Origin of the sequence: Planococcus sp. 1R117A, from assembly GCF_051417975.1 — a bacterium.
In the GTDB taxonomy this organism is placed as follows: domain Bacteria; phylum Bacillota; class Bacilli; order Bacillales_A; family Planococcaceae; genus Planococcus; species Planococcus shenhongbingii.
The window spans coordinates 60,008-76,122 of the sequence record NZ_JBPRLO010000008.1; the positions used below are offsets into that span (position 1 = coordinate 60,008).

General features: G+C 42.8%; 17 protein-coding genes. 4 read left to right on the forward strand and 13 right to left on the reverse strand.

The window, feature by feature from the left end:
- The first annotated feature begins 133 nt into the window (after positions 1-133).
- The 3 genes from ACSFXN_RS18375 to ACSFXN_RS18385 all read left to right on the forward strand — a co-directional run bounded on the left by ACSFXN_RS18375 (position 134) and on the right by ACSFXN_RS18385 (position 3,183).
- Entirely contained in the window at positions 134-955 is an 822-nt protein-coding gene (locus ACSFXN_RS18375) for a ComEC/Rec2 family competence protein (protein ID WP_437151721.1), read from the forward strand.
- Between the two features lie 2 nt (positions 956-957).
- Positions 958-1,179: a DUF3006 domain-containing protein gene (locus ACSFXN_RS18380; RefSeq protein WP_437151693.1), complete on the forward strand. Its 222-nt coding sequence runs from the start codon at positions 958-960 to the stop codon at positions 1,177-1,179.
- Between the two features lie 1,266 nt (positions 1,180-2,445).
- Positions 2,446-3,183 carry a hypothetical protein gene (locus ACSFXN_RS18385; RefSeq protein ID WP_437151695.1) on the forward strand — a complete coding sequence of 246 codons (738 nt, stop codon included), beginning with the start codon at positions 2,446-2,448 and terminating at the stop codon, positions 3,181-3,183.
- A 257-nt stretch (positions 3,184-3,440) separates the two neighbouring features.
- Here the strand turns inward: ACSFXN_RS18385 and ACSFXN_RS18390 are convergent, their stop codons facing one another.
- The 12 genes from ACSFXN_RS18390 to ACSFXN_RS18445 all read right to left on the reverse strand — a co-directional run bounded on the left by ACSFXN_RS18390 (position 3,441) and on the right by ACSFXN_RS18445 (position 13,693).
- A complete protein-coding gene (locus ACSFXN_RS18390; protein WP_437151723.1) occupies positions 3,441-3,581 on the reverse strand; it encodes an IS3 family transposase in 141 nt (46 codons plus the stop codon).
- 227 nt (positions 3,582-3,808) lie between these two features.
- The gene (locus ACSFXN_RS18395; RefSeq protein WP_437151696.1) at positions 3,809-4,060 is read right to left on the reverse strand and encodes an AbrB/MazE/SpoVT family DNA-binding domain-containing protein; all 252 of its coding nucleotides are present in this window, start codon (positions 4,058-4,060) and stop codon (positions 3,809-3,811) included.
- Positions 4,061-4,072: 12 nt separating this feature from the next.
- On the reverse strand, positions 4,073-5,623 hold the full coding sequence (locus tag ACSFXN_RS18400) for a hypothetical protein (protein ID WP_437151697.1): 1,551 nt from the start codon (positions 5,621-5,623) through the stop codon (positions 4,073-4,075).
- Positions 5,624-5,650: 27 nt separating this feature from the next.
- Positions 5,651-6,397 (reverse strand): hypothetical protein, encoded by a 747-nt coding sequence (locus ACSFXN_RS18405; RefSeq protein ID WP_437151698.1) that lies wholly within the window; start codon positions 6,395-6,397, stop codon positions 5,651-5,653.
- 13 nt (positions 6,398-6,410) lie between these two features.
- Positions 6,411-7,436 (reverse strand): conjugal transfer protein TrbL family protein, encoded by a 1,026-nt coding sequence (locus ACSFXN_RS18410; protein ID WP_437151699.1) that lies wholly within the window; start codon positions 7,434-7,436, stop codon positions 6,411-6,413.
- Complete coding sequence (locus tag ACSFXN_RS18415; RefSeq protein ID WP_437151701.1) at positions 7,433-7,687, reverse strand: hypothetical protein; 255 nt, start codon at positions 7,685-7,687, stop codon at positions 7,433-7,435. The genes ACSFXN_RS18410 and ACSFXN_RS18415 overlap by 4 nt, the downstream gene beginning before the upstream one ends.
- Before the next feature lie 20 nt (positions 7,688-7,707).
- A complete protein-coding gene (locus ACSFXN_RS18420) occupies positions 7,708-8,259 on the reverse strand; it encodes a hypothetical protein (protein ID WP_437151702.1) in 552 nt (183 codons plus the stop codon).
- Positions 8,260-8,282: 23 nt separating this feature from the next.
- Entirely contained in the window at positions 8,283-9,371 is a 1,089-nt protein-coding gene (locus ACSFXN_RS18425) for a peptidoglycan DD-metalloendopeptidase family protein (protein WP_437151704.1), read from the reverse strand.
- Positions 9,368-11,242 carry a VirB4 family type IV secretion system protein gene (locus ACSFXN_RS18430; protein WP_437151706.1) on the reverse strand — a complete coding sequence of 625 codons (1,875 nt, stop codon included), beginning with the start codon at positions 11,240-11,242 and terminating at the stop codon, positions 9,368-9,370. Before ACSFXN_RS18430 ends, ACSFXN_RS18425 begins: the two co-directional genes overlap by 4 nt.
- Before the next feature lie 12 nt (positions 11,243-11,254).
- The gene (locus ACSFXN_RS18435; protein ID WP_437151725.1) at positions 11,255-12,289 is read right to left on the reverse strand and encodes a TrsD; all 1,035 of its coding nucleotides are present in this window, start codon (positions 12,287-12,289) and stop codon (positions 11,255-11,257) included.
- 27 nt (positions 12,290-12,316) lie between these two features.
- Positions 12,317-12,541, reverse strand: coding sequence for a hypothetical protein (locus ACSFXN_RS18440; RefSeq protein WP_437151708.1), 225 nt, complete (start codon positions 12,539-12,541; stop codon positions 12,317-12,319).
- A gap of 216 nt (positions 12,542-12,757) precedes the next feature.
- Positions 12,758-13,693, reverse strand: a complete 936-nt coding sequence (locus tag ACSFXN_RS18445; RefSeq protein ID WP_437151710.1) for a replication initiator protein A — start codon at positions 13,691-13,693, stop codon at positions 12,758-12,760.
- A 299-nt stretch (positions 13,694-13,992) separates the two neighbouring features.
- On the opposite strand from ACSFXN_RS18445, the gene ACSFXN_RS18450 reads away from it, so the two are divergent.
- Positions 13,993-14,298, forward strand: coding sequence for a helix-turn-helix domain-containing protein (locus tag ACSFXN_RS18450; RefSeq protein WP_437151712.1), 306 nt, complete (start codon positions 13,993-13,995; stop codon positions 14,296-14,298).
- A 140-nt stretch (positions 14,299-14,438) separates the two neighbouring features.
- On the opposite strand, the gene ACSFXN_RS18455 is transcribed toward ACSFXN_RS18450, so the two are convergent.
- Positions 14,439-15,953 (reverse strand): primase C-terminal domain-containing protein, encoded by a 1,515-nt coding sequence (locus ACSFXN_RS18455; RefSeq protein WP_437151714.1) that lies wholly within the window; start codon positions 15,951-15,953, stop codon positions 14,439-14,441.
- Between the last annotated feature and the right edge of the window lie 162 nt (positions 15,954-16,115).

Below are 16,115 nucleotides of genomic sequence, written 5' to 3' on the forward strand. Positions count from 1 at the left end.
GTATACCACTAATTCCCCAAGGACAATCCCGAGTAATTCGAAAAAAATGTATTGCTGTCCGAGCGGTCAGCGCTTATGATGAATGTAAATAACTTACAGGAAAGAAGGCGTTCCCTTGAAGAAGACCCTCAGCATGCTGACATCCCTATTTCTATTGGCCGGACTCGTGTCCGTGCCTGCCACCTCCGCTGCCACACCGACGATGAAAGTCCATTTCATCAACGTCGGGCAAGGTGATGCCACCTACATCAAAATGCCGGGCGGTGAAGACATTCTGATTGATGGCGGACGCCAAGGCCAGGGCGATGAAGTGATCGCCTACCTGAAAAAACAGAAAGTGGATGACATCGAGATCATGATCGCCACGCATCCGGATGCCGACCACTTGGGTGGTTTGGATGAAGTCTTGAAAGCCTACAAGGTGGAAGCCGTCTATGCCCCGAAAGTGGCGCATACGACCGATGCCTATGCCAACTTCCTGAAAGCCGTGAAGGCCGAGAAGCTGACGATCAAAACGGCTAAAGCCGGTGTGAAACTGCCACTGAAAACAGGGACCGCGAAATTTGTGGGGCCCGTCCGGGAATATGGAAAAACGGATTTAAACAACTGGAGTGCAGTCCTGCATGTCACCTACAACAAGAATAAATTTTTGTTCACCGGCGATGCGGAAAAGGCATCGGAATCGGATATGGTCAAGGCGAAGCAAACGCTCCTGGCAGACGTCATCAAAGTCGGCCACCACGGGGCGAAGACCTCCTCCAATGTGGATTTCCTGAAGCTGGTGAAGCCGAAGTATGCCGTCATCAGCGTCGGCAAGAACGCCTACGGCCACCCGACTGCAGAAGTATTAAACCGCTACAAGCCGTATAAGTCCCTTGTGTATCGGACGGACCAAAAGGGCAACATCATCTTCACTTCTACGGGTACCAAGATTACCGTAGCGACGGTGAAATAATGATGACGCCCATCAAAGGAATTATCGACCGGTTTGAAGGGGACATGGCCGTCGTGGAAATCGAAGGGGTGACCCAGGACTTCAAGAAAAGTCTATTCCCTGAAACTGCCGAGCCGGGTGATTTTGTCGAGATTGACGGGAATCGGGTGACCATTTTGAAGGATGAAACGGAAAAACGAAGAAAAGAAGTGGAAAAACTGATAGATGAGCTTTGGGAAGATTAAGTTCTGAACGTAATTCGATGAATTACGCAAGTGCCCATTCAATTAGAAGGGTGCTTGCTTTCACTTTGATGAGAGATAAAAAAAGGGATTCATCATGAGAAGAGGTAAGTTCATAGTGGAGAAGAAACATCAGGCACTGCGTTTTCTATATTTACTTGTTTAGCGAACGCTATAAAATATACTGGTGGTTTCACCCAAACACACTAAAAATTTCATGTATTTTTTAGTTCTATTCTGTAAAAAAACTAGCCCCGAAGCTATTTTTTAGTTCGGGGCTTTACTATACGATAAAACTGTTGAATTGGACTCATATACTCTTCATTTTGAACAATCTAAAGAATTTTTCATCTTCATAATTTAACATTCCATGAATATATCCCTTTATCTAAATTTTCATTTAATATTTTCTCTTCTTATTTGCATCTTGTAGAAATCAAATTATGAGTCTCCATAAGTTCCTCTTCTAGAGATTTTAAAATCTTTCCCTACAAATCAATAAATCGGCAATATTTAACATAGAAAAGTTGTATAGGATTCTATCTATCCACGAAGGGTTAGTTTGTCTTAACTTATTAGAATCCTTTTGTTCCTGCTTGTTGATCTTTCCAATTATTCCACTTCAATCATCAAAATTTTATAAGTATTATTTATTTGTATATAATAAATCTATACATGAATAACTTACCCAATATTTATTCCTAAATGGTACAGATGCAGTATTTTTGGTTACAGCTATTGTAACTTATATTCAATCAAATGATTCTCAATCCTTAGTCAATTTTATTATCAAGCTAGTAATTATTTTTTGTTATCTCTGATGGTAGTTGGGAAGCAAAAAACACAAAAAAGAAGTCACTTTTTTGCAAGAGCAACCTTTTTTGGCCGAAAACTATTAAGGAACTAGGCTTCAAAAGCAAATCATTAAACGATAGACTTTCACTAGCAGTATCTTCCAAGTCGGTTCGTAATTAAAAGTTGAACGTGAACATGAGAGATTGCTTCCAATTAGTCCGGCATATATTTTGGAAGTGATTAGCTCCAAATTGAAAGATGGTTTGCATCAAATGCTTCGTGCTTAGTACATAAAGAAAACAAAACCTGTAAGTAAAAAGACAGCTGCCAAAGAGCAGGTTTATTATTGAAACCTCATTTAGATTAAAAGGAATTCTTAGATGACTACACATAGAACGCTTCAGTCCACATGATTTTTGTCTTCTACTTCCTTGTCTACTTTTGTTTTGAGAAAGAATTGGGAGGGGTTTTGAAATGGAGTTGACTGTAAAAATAATCGCTGCTATCGGGCCAATTCTTGTATTCTTCTTGTCCCGTTCATTTACTTTTTCATCTGCCTTTAAACAAGAAGCACAAGTTATATTTAACACAAATAAGATTATATACTTGAAGTTATTGGATTTATACACAGCTAATGAAGAGAAGGAAGAATTAGTAAAGAAGTTTATTGAAACGTTTAGTTTTTCAGAGATAAATACTACCCATGTACCCACTCATCACTATCATCTTCTTTCTATGAAACAACAGGTACTTCAAAAAAAAACATTTAAAGAGATCGAGCCTTTTTTCGACAGGTTTTCCATTTTGATTGAAACTGATTATTGGAATCATCAAATGTTTAATATTTATACATTGGAAAAACCAGAGTATTGGATTTTTTCTGCAGTTAGAAAAAAGTCATGGCTTTATTTTTACAACATGTTAACGGCAAAAGAATCAGTAAAAAAATACTATTATAAAGAATTAACAATTGCGTCTCTAATTCTAATATTAGAACTTTCACTACTTTACTATTGGGCATATGGTCTTCCTATAGAAATAGGAACTTACTTTAATATACTCATGTACCTGTATATTTATTTATTTCTTTTTTTTTCTTTTACAAGAATAATGTTTTTAGTTTCCGCGTATGAGGATTATAATCGTCTTAAATTTGATTTAGAAAGGAACAAATTCATTAAAAGAACGATATCTTCCTATAAATTGTATTAAGTGTTTTTCGGGGTTAATTTATCACTAACAGCTTCTTCAGACACTATTTTTCCGATAATTTTCTTTTACTGCTATACCAGAGAAAAAAGGAGAGGTGGCACAGTGAATAAGGGAACTACTTTTCCACTCGAAAATTCACAATGGCCTATTTGTCGAAAGAAGAACAGAAGTCCCTTGAAAAAAATTTATAAGTATTACATGAGCTGAAAACAGATTAATCAAATGGATGAACTGACCCAAAAAAGTTAGACAAAAATTTAAGCAGCCTGCTCGATATGAGTCCGGTATTCCCCCGGGCTCATGTTTTTTAATTTGGACTTCATTCGTTTCTGGTTGTAATACACCAGATAGTCATCCAGTTCCTGGAGAAAGTGCTCCACACTTTCAAAGTGTTTGATTTTTTGCTTTTGGCCACCGGAATGTGCACGCTCCCAGTCTGTTTATCCTCTAAATACGGGCAGATTTCTTAGCTTCGCTAAAACCTTCCACGTTAATCTCCTTCACTGGTCGACTATTAGAGCTGGCCGTCCACCTTAACAAAAATGCAAAAAAAATGCACTCCCATTGTAAGTCGTGCCTAACAATTTCGGTGCATTTCAAGGATGAGTGTAGCCTGACTGTCTCCTCATTCCATGCTCATATACTCTACGATCTTTTTCATACCTTCTTTACTGATCCAAGCCTCCCCTATCTGGATAGCTTCACTTGTAATCTTGCCAGTCACCGCACATACATATCGCTTTTTATGCGGCTCGATGATGATTTGGCTTTCATTGTGCATGATGTCTACGGAATCTCCTTCATTTAACTGAAAAATTTCCAGAATCTCTTTTGGAATGACGATGCGCCCTAAACTGTTGATTCTTTTGGTGTGCACACTTCAGCCTCCTTACCCGTTTTTCATCTCTTTCATTAATACTTCCATCCGCTTATCAATCTCTTTGATCCGATTTTGAGCTACCTTTATTTTCTTCTTATCCGTATCTGTATCAATCACTTTTTGCTTCTCTGCTCTTTCCAATTTCAAAGCAGCAAGTTCATTCTGCTTTTTCTCCGCTTCAAGTACCCGATTCAGCAGTTCTTCATTGCCACCGGCTGTTTCATCTACAAACCCCTTTGCCGTCTGCAAATCACCGGTCTGTATAAAAGCCGTCACAACGGAAGCAATTTGCGCATCTGTCATTTCAATTTGATTCCGCAGATCAATCACCGTTTGCCAATCTTTTGTAGCCGCTGCCAGCTCGAAATCCACTATAGGTTTTGGTTCAGCTAAGGAATTTCGAATCTCCTCTAATTTCTTAATGTCCTTGCTCTTGACTAGTTTAGCAGCAATTTCACCAGCTAGCTCGGGATTGTTTTCCAGCGCTTTATTGTATTCCTCGTTTTTCACATACAGTGCCTCTAGTACTTCTCGTTCTTCCTTTTCCAGCGAATCATATCCAATCGTTTCCAACGTCTCCATCACCGTGACTTCATTCCCTAAAAGACCTTGACGATATGTTTCTTCGAGGTTTATTTCTTGTTTTGATACTTCATCATTAGCATCTTTGGCTTCAGCGTTTTCATTTGCGTTGGTCAATAGCACATTAAGGAGCACAGCAACAATCAAAATACCACCCACTCCCGCCAAAAAGCGGACGTTGTTCTCTTTAGAAACAGGAGCTGTTTCTACCTTTTTCTTCTGAGGGACTTCCATGTGGGGTCGAAGGTTCTTTTTTTCACCTGAAACGTTAAATAGCTTAGCAAAATTTAAGTTTGTTAGTGAGAAACGCTTTTTATTGGCAGCAAGCAATTGACGTCCCTCTTCTTCTATTCGTTTCCGGTCGATTATTTCGGCATGTACTTGCGTAATAAAGGATTCCAATTCGTCCAGTGTGGTCAAACGAAGGTAAACCATTTCAGCAAAACGGATCACTTCCTCATCCTGCTCGAAAAAGTCACTTCTTTTTGGCCGTCCCAAAACCTGATTCAAACTGGTCAGTGAAACGATAATTAATTCTTTGATGGCATCCAATCGACTCTTCGAATTTTGAAGCTTCAATTCATCATTTTCCAGAACAGCTGCTCTGAGCTCCTGTTCTTCCTCATCCACCATAAAATTTTCCTTTTGCCAAAGTACAGTTACATCCATTCTTTGTGCAATACGAACCAAGGACAAGTAGTATGGCAACTTGTCTTCGAAATAAAGGGTTTTCAGATAATCAAAAGCTTTTAACCCACGCAAGTCATATTCGAATTGAACTTGGCCAGATTGGAACGTCAGGCTCTTTGCTGCTAAGTAGTGCGTGTCCTCCTGCAAGGAAGCCAACCGCCGTTCATAGGCTTGCTGGATCTGTTCCATCTGATCTGTCTGGAAGGTAGAGAGCGGTTGGAGAAAATAAAATGAATTGCCATTTACCTCAATCGTTCCGACCTTATTTGCAATCGTGCGGATCACCATCTACAACAAACTCCTTTCACGTAAGGATTATTGAAGTTCCGGAAACTTCGCTAGTGTTTCTTGCACTTCCTTTTTATATTCGGCTTGTTCAGCTTCTACTTCACTTTCAGGAACATCGGTTGCAATAGAAGCGAATTCTTTATCGTATTCAGGAAAATCTATCGTTTCTATATGCAAAAAAGGGTTTCTTGAGAAGATTAAATTTCCATTCTCTGATTTAACAAAACTCATAGTTGCACTTTCTTGTTCTTCCTCAGATTGTTCTTTATATTTCATTTGTACATCATCAAATATTAATTGACTGTCACCAAATTCTTTAGATACATAAACTTCATTCATATTTAAATTATAATCAATTTGCAAAATATTTATTTTGTCATAAGTACAGTTCCCAAACCCACAAGGTTCACTGCTAGTAGATTCAAAAGTTATTGGGATTGAATCAGAGTCTTTAGCAATTAAACTTCCAGGATATTTTTCTAAAAATGGAGCAATGACAATTTCTTGGCCTAATTTTCTTACAGCACTAGAAAATTTCTCATTATTACCTATTTCAATGCTTTTATTTTGAATCGCTATATTAACTTCTGCTTCAAAATTAATCATTTTATCATTTAAAAAATTCGTCATTTCTTCTACCTTTTCAATATCAGCTTCTGTAAATACCTCTTTCTCATTCACCTCTGTATTTGAACCTTTATTTTTTTCCGATCCACATCCAACCAAAATTAATCCAGTCATTAAAATAAGAACTACTAACTTAAAACTCTTCATCTAATCACTCCTATTATCTTCGAGCATATCGGGCTACATATTTAACTGACGAACCAACGGCTTTCGCAGACCCAGTAGATGCTCCAAATTGGTTAAGCAAAGTTGGAATAGATAAACCGACAATAAAGAAAATCATTCCAATAATCATATTTCCACTTTCTAAACTAACTAAAGTTTTTATACCAAGGACAAAACATAGAAGCTGTATTGTAAGAGTTAAAATATTGCTTATTACTATTTTCAACCATAAGTTAAAAAAGTTATATTGATCATTAACTATAGTAGGTATCGCAAGAACTCCAGTTATATAGAGAATGACAAAGAGTACAGATCGATATAGAACTGATAAAAAGAACACAAACAATATTGCTGAAATCACTACCATCAGTATCAATCCATAGCCTACAGAGTTTATTGCCATGACTTGCATAATATCGTAATGGGTCACTGGGGATGTCAACATTGTTTCTGTTAGAAGATGCATTAATTCGAGAATCCAGTCAAAAAATTGCCCATAAACACCAAGTAAAACGCCTCCGGTTACGATAGCCACTAACTTATCATAAAGGGAATTCATTCCTTCTTCGCCATTCCCGCTATACAAAATGATAATTTTTTGTGTCTGCCAAAGAATGAAGATGGCCGCAATTGTCCAGGCAAGAGATTTGAAATTCAGCATATAACCTTCATATACAGGATTTTTTGTAATAAAATTTGCGTCGAATTGAAATTTACTGAAGCTGTCAATTGCACCATAGACGAAACCACTTACTGTAGTGAAAAGAAAACTGTTTGTATGACATCCTATTTCGTGCCATTTACAGTCAAATTGATTAGTTTCATAATCGTATTTTTCTAGATACAAAACATTTTTCATATAAGATTCAGCGTTTTCAGCTTGCTGCGGTGTTACTTTATCAGTATCACTATATTCTTTAAGAGTCTCATTCAGAAAATCCCCCTCATCCCCAAAAACTTGAATGGGCGTCGATAAAACTACTATGAATATCAAGGTTAAAAGGCTAATCCATCTCTTCATGACATCACCCCTCTATTCATCAGGGTTAAAACCAAGATAAGTAAAGGCACCAGCAGGAACATGGCTATCCGGAGAACCACGCCTTTTTTAATTTCCACCTTTTCTTGCTCACTCAATGGTTTGCCATACAGCAATTCGTACTTCCGTTCTTCCTGCGAAATCGCGTTCCGGGATAAACGATCAATCAATCCATCTATCCGTTTCTGCACGGCTTGTTGAAAGGCAGCCATCCGATCCAGTTGGTCTTTCATCTCAGCACGCCCCTTCCGTTTTATCCGTTTGAAATCGCCTCTTCGACTTCTTCACCGGAAGCGAGAGTCTCCAGTTCGTGCGCATCCACTCGCCACTCCCCTTCTTCTTCAATCCATTTGATTCGCGACGTCAGATACAAGAGCGGCTGCTGACCCGGGTTTTCAAATTCCCCATCTATTCCCGTTAAGTTAACTTTGTAGATGGCATAGACCTGGTAAGCCTCGTTCTCCTGACGGACCGAAATATTAAAAATTTCAAAGTTCTCCATTTGGCTTCGGCTGCCGTCATGCAAATCCTCACTCTCTTTCAGCTGTTGTTCCGTTTCTTTCCTAAAGGCATTGGAGAAGAAATCAATCGAACCACCTTCGAGAGTCGCCCGCAGGAAATCTTCGGTCCGGGTATAGATGGCCTGTTCCATTGATTGAACGCTTCGCAGCCGTTCCACTTCCTCTTTCAGTTCTTCATTCTCTTCTTTAGTTTCACTTGAGGACATATACAAGTTGAAACTGATGATGGCCAAAATCAAAACTGCCATCCCGAGCAGGATGATTCGAAGATCCAGCCTTTGCACACCTCACCACTCCTTCCTGAATCTCAAGCTCCTTTTTCCAGATACGGCATCGGATTGACCCGATTGCCAAATATATTGCCGGTATGGATTTCTAAGTGCAGGTGATCGCCGGTCGAACGCCCCGTTGTGCCGCACTGGCCAACCGGTTGGAGCTGGCTGACTTCCTGACCTACCTTCACATCAATCTTGCTGAGATGCGCGTATAAGCTGAACAGCTTATTTTCATGCTCGATGACGACTACATTGCCATACGTGTTCAAAACACCGGATGGATATGCCGCAAAGACCACGCGCCCTTCTTTTGCCGAATAAATCGATTCCGGCTGGGTGCATTCCAGATCCACACCTTCATGATTCGAAATCTTGCCGGTTACCGGATGCACCCGGACACCAAAATTCGAATTGACCGCCACGTTCGGGACCGGTTTGGCGAATTCACCGGTCGAAGTCGTGCAGTTCATCGTTAATCCACCTAACGAGCTAACAACTTTTGTCACGTTCGGAACCCAATGGCTGTTCAGATTCGTCGGATCGTTACTAGCCCCTATCGGTGCATATACAGAACCTAAATCGGCGATGGTGACGAGGCCATCCTTGATGATTCGGTTATGGAGGGTCTTGCCCATGGAAGCAAGGCCTTCTTCAAGCGTGCCGAAGACCATGAGCCCATTTTTGCCCATCAATCCTCCGGGATTCTTCTTTTCCACCACCGCAGAAGAAGTGCCGTGCCCCGTCTCGTGGAGGGCAATCGCGGCCATCAGCACCGGGTCGATATTTTTTTCGGCTGCCACTTCCAGGAACACATCCCCCATCCCACTGAAAACCCCTGCAGAAGCAAACTGTTGGTCCCAAAGGTCTTGGTTCATTTCTCCGTTTGGCGCGCAGTAGGCGCCTACTGAAGAGCTGGAAAGGGAATCCAGGTTGCTGTCAGGATCCTCAAGATTGAAATCCTCACTTTTGCTCGTCATGGACATGAACACCGGAACGGCAATCAGGAGAATAGCGATTCCCACCGCGATCAACCCCAAAGGGCTAAACAGGAGTTTCGTTACCAATATGGATCCCAGCGTTTTGGCTGCTTCTTTCGGATTCATGTCCTCATCCCTTTTCAAATGGTGATATCGTTAATGCTCTTCTGTTCAAACCACAGCTTTGACGTCACTTCATTCAGCTGCACTTCCAATTTGATTTTCTTCGAACCGGTGTAGAAGATGCCTTTCCCGGCCTGCTCTTTTTTCTTCCCGTCCTTTAAAATCAACGTGGACCGTTCCTCTTTCGAAAACGTATTGCCCAGCTCCTCTTCCAGGTACTTCAATTCTTCCTCGCTCATTGGCAAGTAAAGCCGTTGGACCGACTGGGTGATGATGGCCTTCCCGTAGTTCCGGTTCTCATCACGCGCGGACAGGAAATCTTCCACGGACTGTGAAGCCGTCGTGATGCCGCAGTTGAAGGACCGGAGCACCTTCATCATGAAAAAGATGAACTCCATCGCTTTCGGCACTTTCGGGTCGGCAATGACGTGGGTTTCATCAATGAAGATTTCGCTCGGCTCCCGGTCACCGCTCATAATTTCGTAAGTGGTGTGCGACAGGATGTTGTAAAACAGGATCCGCTGGATCTTTTCGTTGTTGCTCATCTCTTTCAGGTCATAACAGACCAGATCATTGTCGACATTGACGTTTGTGGCTCCGTTAAAGAGCTCCGAATAGATGCCGTACACATACGTTTCCAGGGTTGTATGAAAATCGCGTATGCGCTCGTATAAAGGAGGATCTTCCTCCTTGTCCCGTTCAATCATCCGGTACAAATCCTCCAGAACCGGATAATCGGCTGCCGTCAGCACATTGACATCGGTCGTCTCATCTATCCCTTTTTCCTTATACACTTTCTGGATGTACCGGCTCAGGATATCCTCCTGCAAATCGTTCATCGAGTTGTACATCAGCTTAAACATGACCAACAGATTGGAGATTTTCGTCAGCAAGATATTGCCAAGCTCCGCTTCTTCCCGCTGCACCTTCTCACTGATTTTCGGAAGGTCCATCGGGTTGATTCGGTTTCCGCCTTTCAGCTGGAATTTGACCCAGGCACCGCCAAGGTCGGCGTAATTCCTGCCGAATTCCCCTTTTGGGTCGACCGTGATAATTTTTCGGCCCAGCATGTGCTTATTTGTCATGTTGGCAAACAGGTAAGTCGATTTTCCGATTCCGGAGATTCCGATGACGAACTCATGCCGGTTGAGCAAGGTCGTATCATCGACGATGACCACATTGCCGGTCGTCATGTTGCGGCCTTTGATCAATCCGGTCTGGGAGAACATCTCGTTTTCATGGAACGGAAAGAAGTACGAAATCGCTTCCGAGTTGGTCATCTTGTAGGTCAGTTCCTCGACCTTGTTCTGGTTGAGCGGCAGGAACGAACGGAACGCATCCACCGCCCGGTCGGTCGGGTTATGGATGATGCCGATTTTCGAGAATTTGCTTTTGACCGTCGTCGTCAATTGGTCCAGTTCCTCCTGCGAACTTGCCACAAGGTGAATCAAGGTATGAAACAGGAAAATCTTATCGTTTCTGTAAGAGAGGTTCCGCAGCATCTCCGACGCACTTTCAATCTGGCCTTCCGAATCAATGATGGTCTGCTCGTCGGCAAACCGGGTGTTCATCTTCATGCGGTTTTGCTTGATGCTTTTGACAAGCTGCGACCGGACCTCTCCGATGTTGTATTCCTGCAGGTAGTTTACGATGGAGACGTTCTCCGGAAGCTCGGTAATCTGTTGGATTTTGTTCTGATCCTGAATTGGATCATAGTCGACAATCAAGAGCGTACGGGTGTAGTTGGCCCCGATGCGCACCGATGAATCGTATTCCGTCAGGTTATCCGGAGCAATCGCCGTCAGCAAGGTTTCATTCATGCTGAAAACCGTCTCTTCAAATGTCGGTTCCTCTTTCGGTTTGGCACGGAACAGGCTGCTCACCCATTGCATGGCGCCACCTCCTTATTCAAATCGGTCATTAAGCAATGTCTTGTATTGGTCGACCAATGCTTTGGCCGTATTTTTCCCGACCACCACATCGAGCTTTGCATTGGTCTTGTACACAATGTTTTCGCCTTGCGCCTGGGCGTTCTCGAAATCAATGCAGGCGTAGTAGAACTTCAGCAGTTCATCGTTCTCCAGGATTTTCACATCCAGTTTTTCATAGCCTGACAGCATCTGTTCGAGTTTCGCTTTTAGGATATTCGCCGTGGTCTCCAGCTTCATGTAATCTTTCGGTGAACTCGTCATCGGCTTGGAAATCACCAGGTACCGTTTCCGGGTCACCATGTTCTTCGATTTCTGGATCCGTTCAATTTGGTTGGAATAGCCCTGCTTCAGAACCCGCTTCGCATAGGACGAATTCTGATCCACCTGTTCGTTGAACCACATCAGGTAATTGGTGAGGTTGATGGGCTGGGCTACCTGCATCAGCTGAATCTGTTTCTCCCCAGTATCATTGATGAAGGATTGATAGGCGGAGAGTACGTTTTCTTTGGCCAGGTCGTTCATCAACGACAGATTCACTGAAGATACTTCCAAAACCTTGATCAGCTTGCGATCAGTAGATTCCAGGCAGCCGTTCGCAATATTGGCCAGTCCCAGCTCCGTCCGGGTATCGCCCTCTTTCCGGCTCATGGGCAACGCCCCTTTCGCGTAATGAAAATCCTTTTTCCGCTGCTTCGCCCGAAGCTTCCAAATCACTTTGTACTGCAGCAGTGATAGATTTTTCCGGATGGGATGCTTATTCAACTGGAAAACCGTGACAATCATCGCCGGGATAAAGGAGATCAATAACAATTGCTGATTGAGATGCCCTGCTTTGTACAGAACATAAGAGATGATGGTTCCAAGCACCAGGAATGGCGAAACAATGAAGACATCCTGGAAAGAGATATTGCCGTACAAGTATTTTTTCGTATCGATATTGAGCGGAAGTTCCACCTTCCCGCGCTCACGCAAACGCTCCTGGCGTTCGGTATAGGAATCTGAACGCATCGTTATCACATACTTTCTCGTTCTGTCTTACAAGTTTACTTGGATGTAATCGATGACCGGCTTTGCAAGCAGGAACAATGCGACACCAAGCACACTGAGTTTTATACCGTTCTTGAACTTAGGTGACGATTGCTCATCTCCTGCCCATACACCGATGGCACAAATCAAGAGGCCAATCATGAAAATGGTGATGAATGTGGACTGCATATCGTTGAAAACTGTATTAAGAAATCCATTTATCCGCTCGAACATATTCCTTACCCCCTTCTTTTCGTTTGACTCAACCGTACTATAGTTGCCATATTTTCGGCAATATCTATCAGGCAAAAAATAATGGGCATTATTTACTTTTTTTAACGAGCGATAAACTGTATATTCTAAAGGATTGTGACTTAACTACCAGAGGAGTAAACCTCGAATTCAGACTATTTTTTCTTCCTTTTTTTATTTATACATAAAAAAAGGAAGTCAGAGTGACTTCCGCATCTCCAACCTCCTTAGCAATTCAGCCTTTTCGGCCTCCAACGCTTCTTTATTCCGTTGTTCAATCATTTCATCCTCTGCTTGATGCAGCCATTCCGGGACTAGTTCTTCTCTCACAGGAGCCGTAACCGGCCTTTCTTGGCTCGTCAGCCATTTTTTCTTGTCTTCCACCGCTTTTGTCAGGCGCGCGGTGATGCTTTTGATGCGCCCGGGTGTCCGTTCCAGTGAATATTGAAGAGCGTCCGCATACTGGTACAGGTTCAGCAAGTTCTGATGCGCATGGTAATGATTCGCAATATCCTCCACTTGAATCTGGTCATCCATCAATCGCTTTTTGTTTTTCAAGAGGACCTGCATCAGTACATCCGGCAGTTTGAGTTTGCTGATCTCCTGATTGATCTTATCTTCAGTTTCATTAAAATCAGTTTTGTTAAGTTCAGTATCATTCGTGTTAAAGCTTTTAACTTCTTGAAGTAAAGGTTTTTGATTTCTTGAAGTAAAAGATTTTAACTTCTGTTGGGGCGCAAGGGTTTCAGCCTTCGTTACAGGCTCCATCCACTCTTCCACGTCCGATGGATCGGCTACCGGTTTCAATAAATAAAGTCGATTCGACTGCGAAAGACCCATCCGCTTCTCCTCCAGCAATTCCGCTGCATGAAGTTCTTTTTTGATCTTGATGACCGTCGGTTTGCTGCAGTTCAGAATCTCCGCGAGTTGCTGATTACCATAAAGGAAAAAGATATTTCCCTCTTCATCAAACCAGCGGTTCCGGATGGACAGCTCCAGCCGGTCCTGCAGGATTGCGAAGGCAATTTTGGCATCATTGCTGAGTTTCTTGTAGCGTTCATTCGTGAAAAACACTTTCGGCAGCCGGAAGAATCGCTCTGCCGCCTCTTCCTGTACGTTGTACTTTTTCGTCATACATAGCTCCCCTTCCGAATTTTCTTAAACTCTAAAGAGAAATCCCAAAGGAGCATAAACGCAGATGAAACCTGAGATTTCCCGCTTTCATCTGTTCATGTTTGCCGATTTTATGCTATAATCAGGCTAACAATTATTCCCTTGAAATTTCTCTACGTGGAAACTCTGTTATGGACGGTCGCCAAACTACCATTAACAGAGTTTGTAGAGATTTTTTTATATATATCTAAAAATTATTGGATTCAGTATAGCATTAACTTTAAAAAACAGGTACTGATAATTTGAAAGGACCTTTACATATGACCCCCAAAAATCAAGAAGACCTATATCGGAAAATCGGTAACGCCATGAAATCCATCCGCAACGAAAAAAAGATGACCTTACAAGAAATCGAAAAAAATTATCAATTAAATGCGGCTACCGTTTCACTGGTCGAACGAGGAAAACAGAATTATTCACTCGGCTGGATTATCCACTATTGCAACATCCTTGAAGTCGATCCAACTGAAGTATTCCTTCGCGCCTTCAAAGAGGATTTCCAAGAACAGCAGCTCAACAAAATGTATGAACGGTTTGGTCCTTATAACGAAAATGAAGATAAATAGGCATTCTTAAGCATCCTTTCTCCTGATTGGATGTTTTTTTATGTCTCCAAAGTAAAAGAAAGGGATTGATGGATAAACAGAATAGATGTCAAAGAGAAAACGAGAGCATGTATTCAGATATGTATTGGCAGACTGGACCATTAGGAAGAATTGAAAATTTTCCCATTTGTTCGTTGGTGATGGGTCTTAAAAGTGTGCAGGTCGAGTAGGTTGCCGAGCTCGTTGAGCGCGGCCTGATTCTCCGATTCCGCTGTCATGAGCTGGATTGCCTGGTAGTAGGCCGCCCGGTGGGTTTGGCTGTATGCCAAGGCACCCTGAAAAAGCACAGCCACTGAAGTCAATCCGGTCTGCGCTTTACAGCCTTTTCCTTTTCGCTTGATAAGAATCCGGTTGGATTTCCGGATCACTTCGTTGAAAGTGCTTTTGGCCATGCCGAGCTCTTCACAGATCGCCTTCTGCGTGGACCACTTCACCGGCTGCTCCGGACTGGTCGCTTGTTGGATAAAGGCAAGCAGGTCCTCTTCCCATTCGTCGTAATGGCTCCGCTTCCGGTCTTTCCGTTCCTTCTTGAATTTGTACCAGCCGCCCAACGGATTTTCGATGATGAGGTCCTTCTTCTCGGTCCAGCTTTCCAGCAGTTCACGGATGTAGGCCTGATGAGCGCCCTTGAAGCGTCCCTTATAAGCGCTTCGCACGATTTTCTCCACTTCGGTATGGCGCATCGGAGTCTGCAAGCCAGAGTTGTATTCATCGAGCAGATCCAAGGTTTCCTCGCTCCCTTTCCCCGCGCTGAAGCAGGCCAAGGCAAGCGTGTACATCAGGTTGTCCCGGCCGATCTGCCCTTCTCCTCCTTTGACGTAACGGGTCCCCAGCAGTTCCCGGAACCATTCCGTCTGCGTCGGATCCTGTGGCGCTTCTTTTCCGGGCACCACAAAGAGACCGCGGCCCCGGTTATCGTCCTCGCGTTTAGACCAAGCGATCAGGCTGCCGAAATCATAGACCATCTCCTCGGAGAACCAGCGGATGTTGTCTGTTTGAGGCATGCGGAAAAAGCCGAAGTCGTTGCAGGAAATGTCCACCCCTTGCAAGACCTCCGCCAAGCTGCGTTTGATGTTCTCTGAAATGCGTTTGGCCACTTTCAGCCCGCGGTACTCATTTTGGTTGCTGATGAACAGCGGTTTCTCCAGCACAAAATAGGCCTGGAAGCCTTTCGGTGTCTCCAGAACCAATGTGGGAATGCCGATGCTGTGGTCAAGCGCTGCTGTCAGGATCTCCGTATAGGGCTGCTTTTTAGAGTCGATGTCAACAACGAAGGTGTTGATCTGTTGCAGGTTCCGCTCATCATGTCCCTTGACGTGCCGTCTTTTTTCATCAGAATACCTTAAGTAGTTTGCTACATTGGGATTCCAGTGAGAAATGCGAAAAGAATCCTCCAAGAGGGTTTCCATGGAAGTGACAATATAGCCTCTGACACCATCTGGTGTCGATAAGTGCTCTTTGGATTCAACCAGGCAGATTGCCCCTTTTTTGTTTATACAGTCTCTTTTACGAGCTTCCATCAGTACAGGAAGAGGTTTAGCAGAACCAGTCATTTTATACTGGTAGACGCTTTCATGCAAAATGGTAGCAAAAACTTTATGAAGATCCTTCAGCATAATTTCATCCCTCTTCCCTTAAGATATAAAAACAAATAAGAACTATACATGTCTCTATTTCTTAAGGTAAAGCAACCAATTGGGTCTGTAAACAGCGTCAAATCAAGGTTTCTCTCTCATATAAGGTAGATATTTCTACTTTTCTACCTATGCGAGAATGAA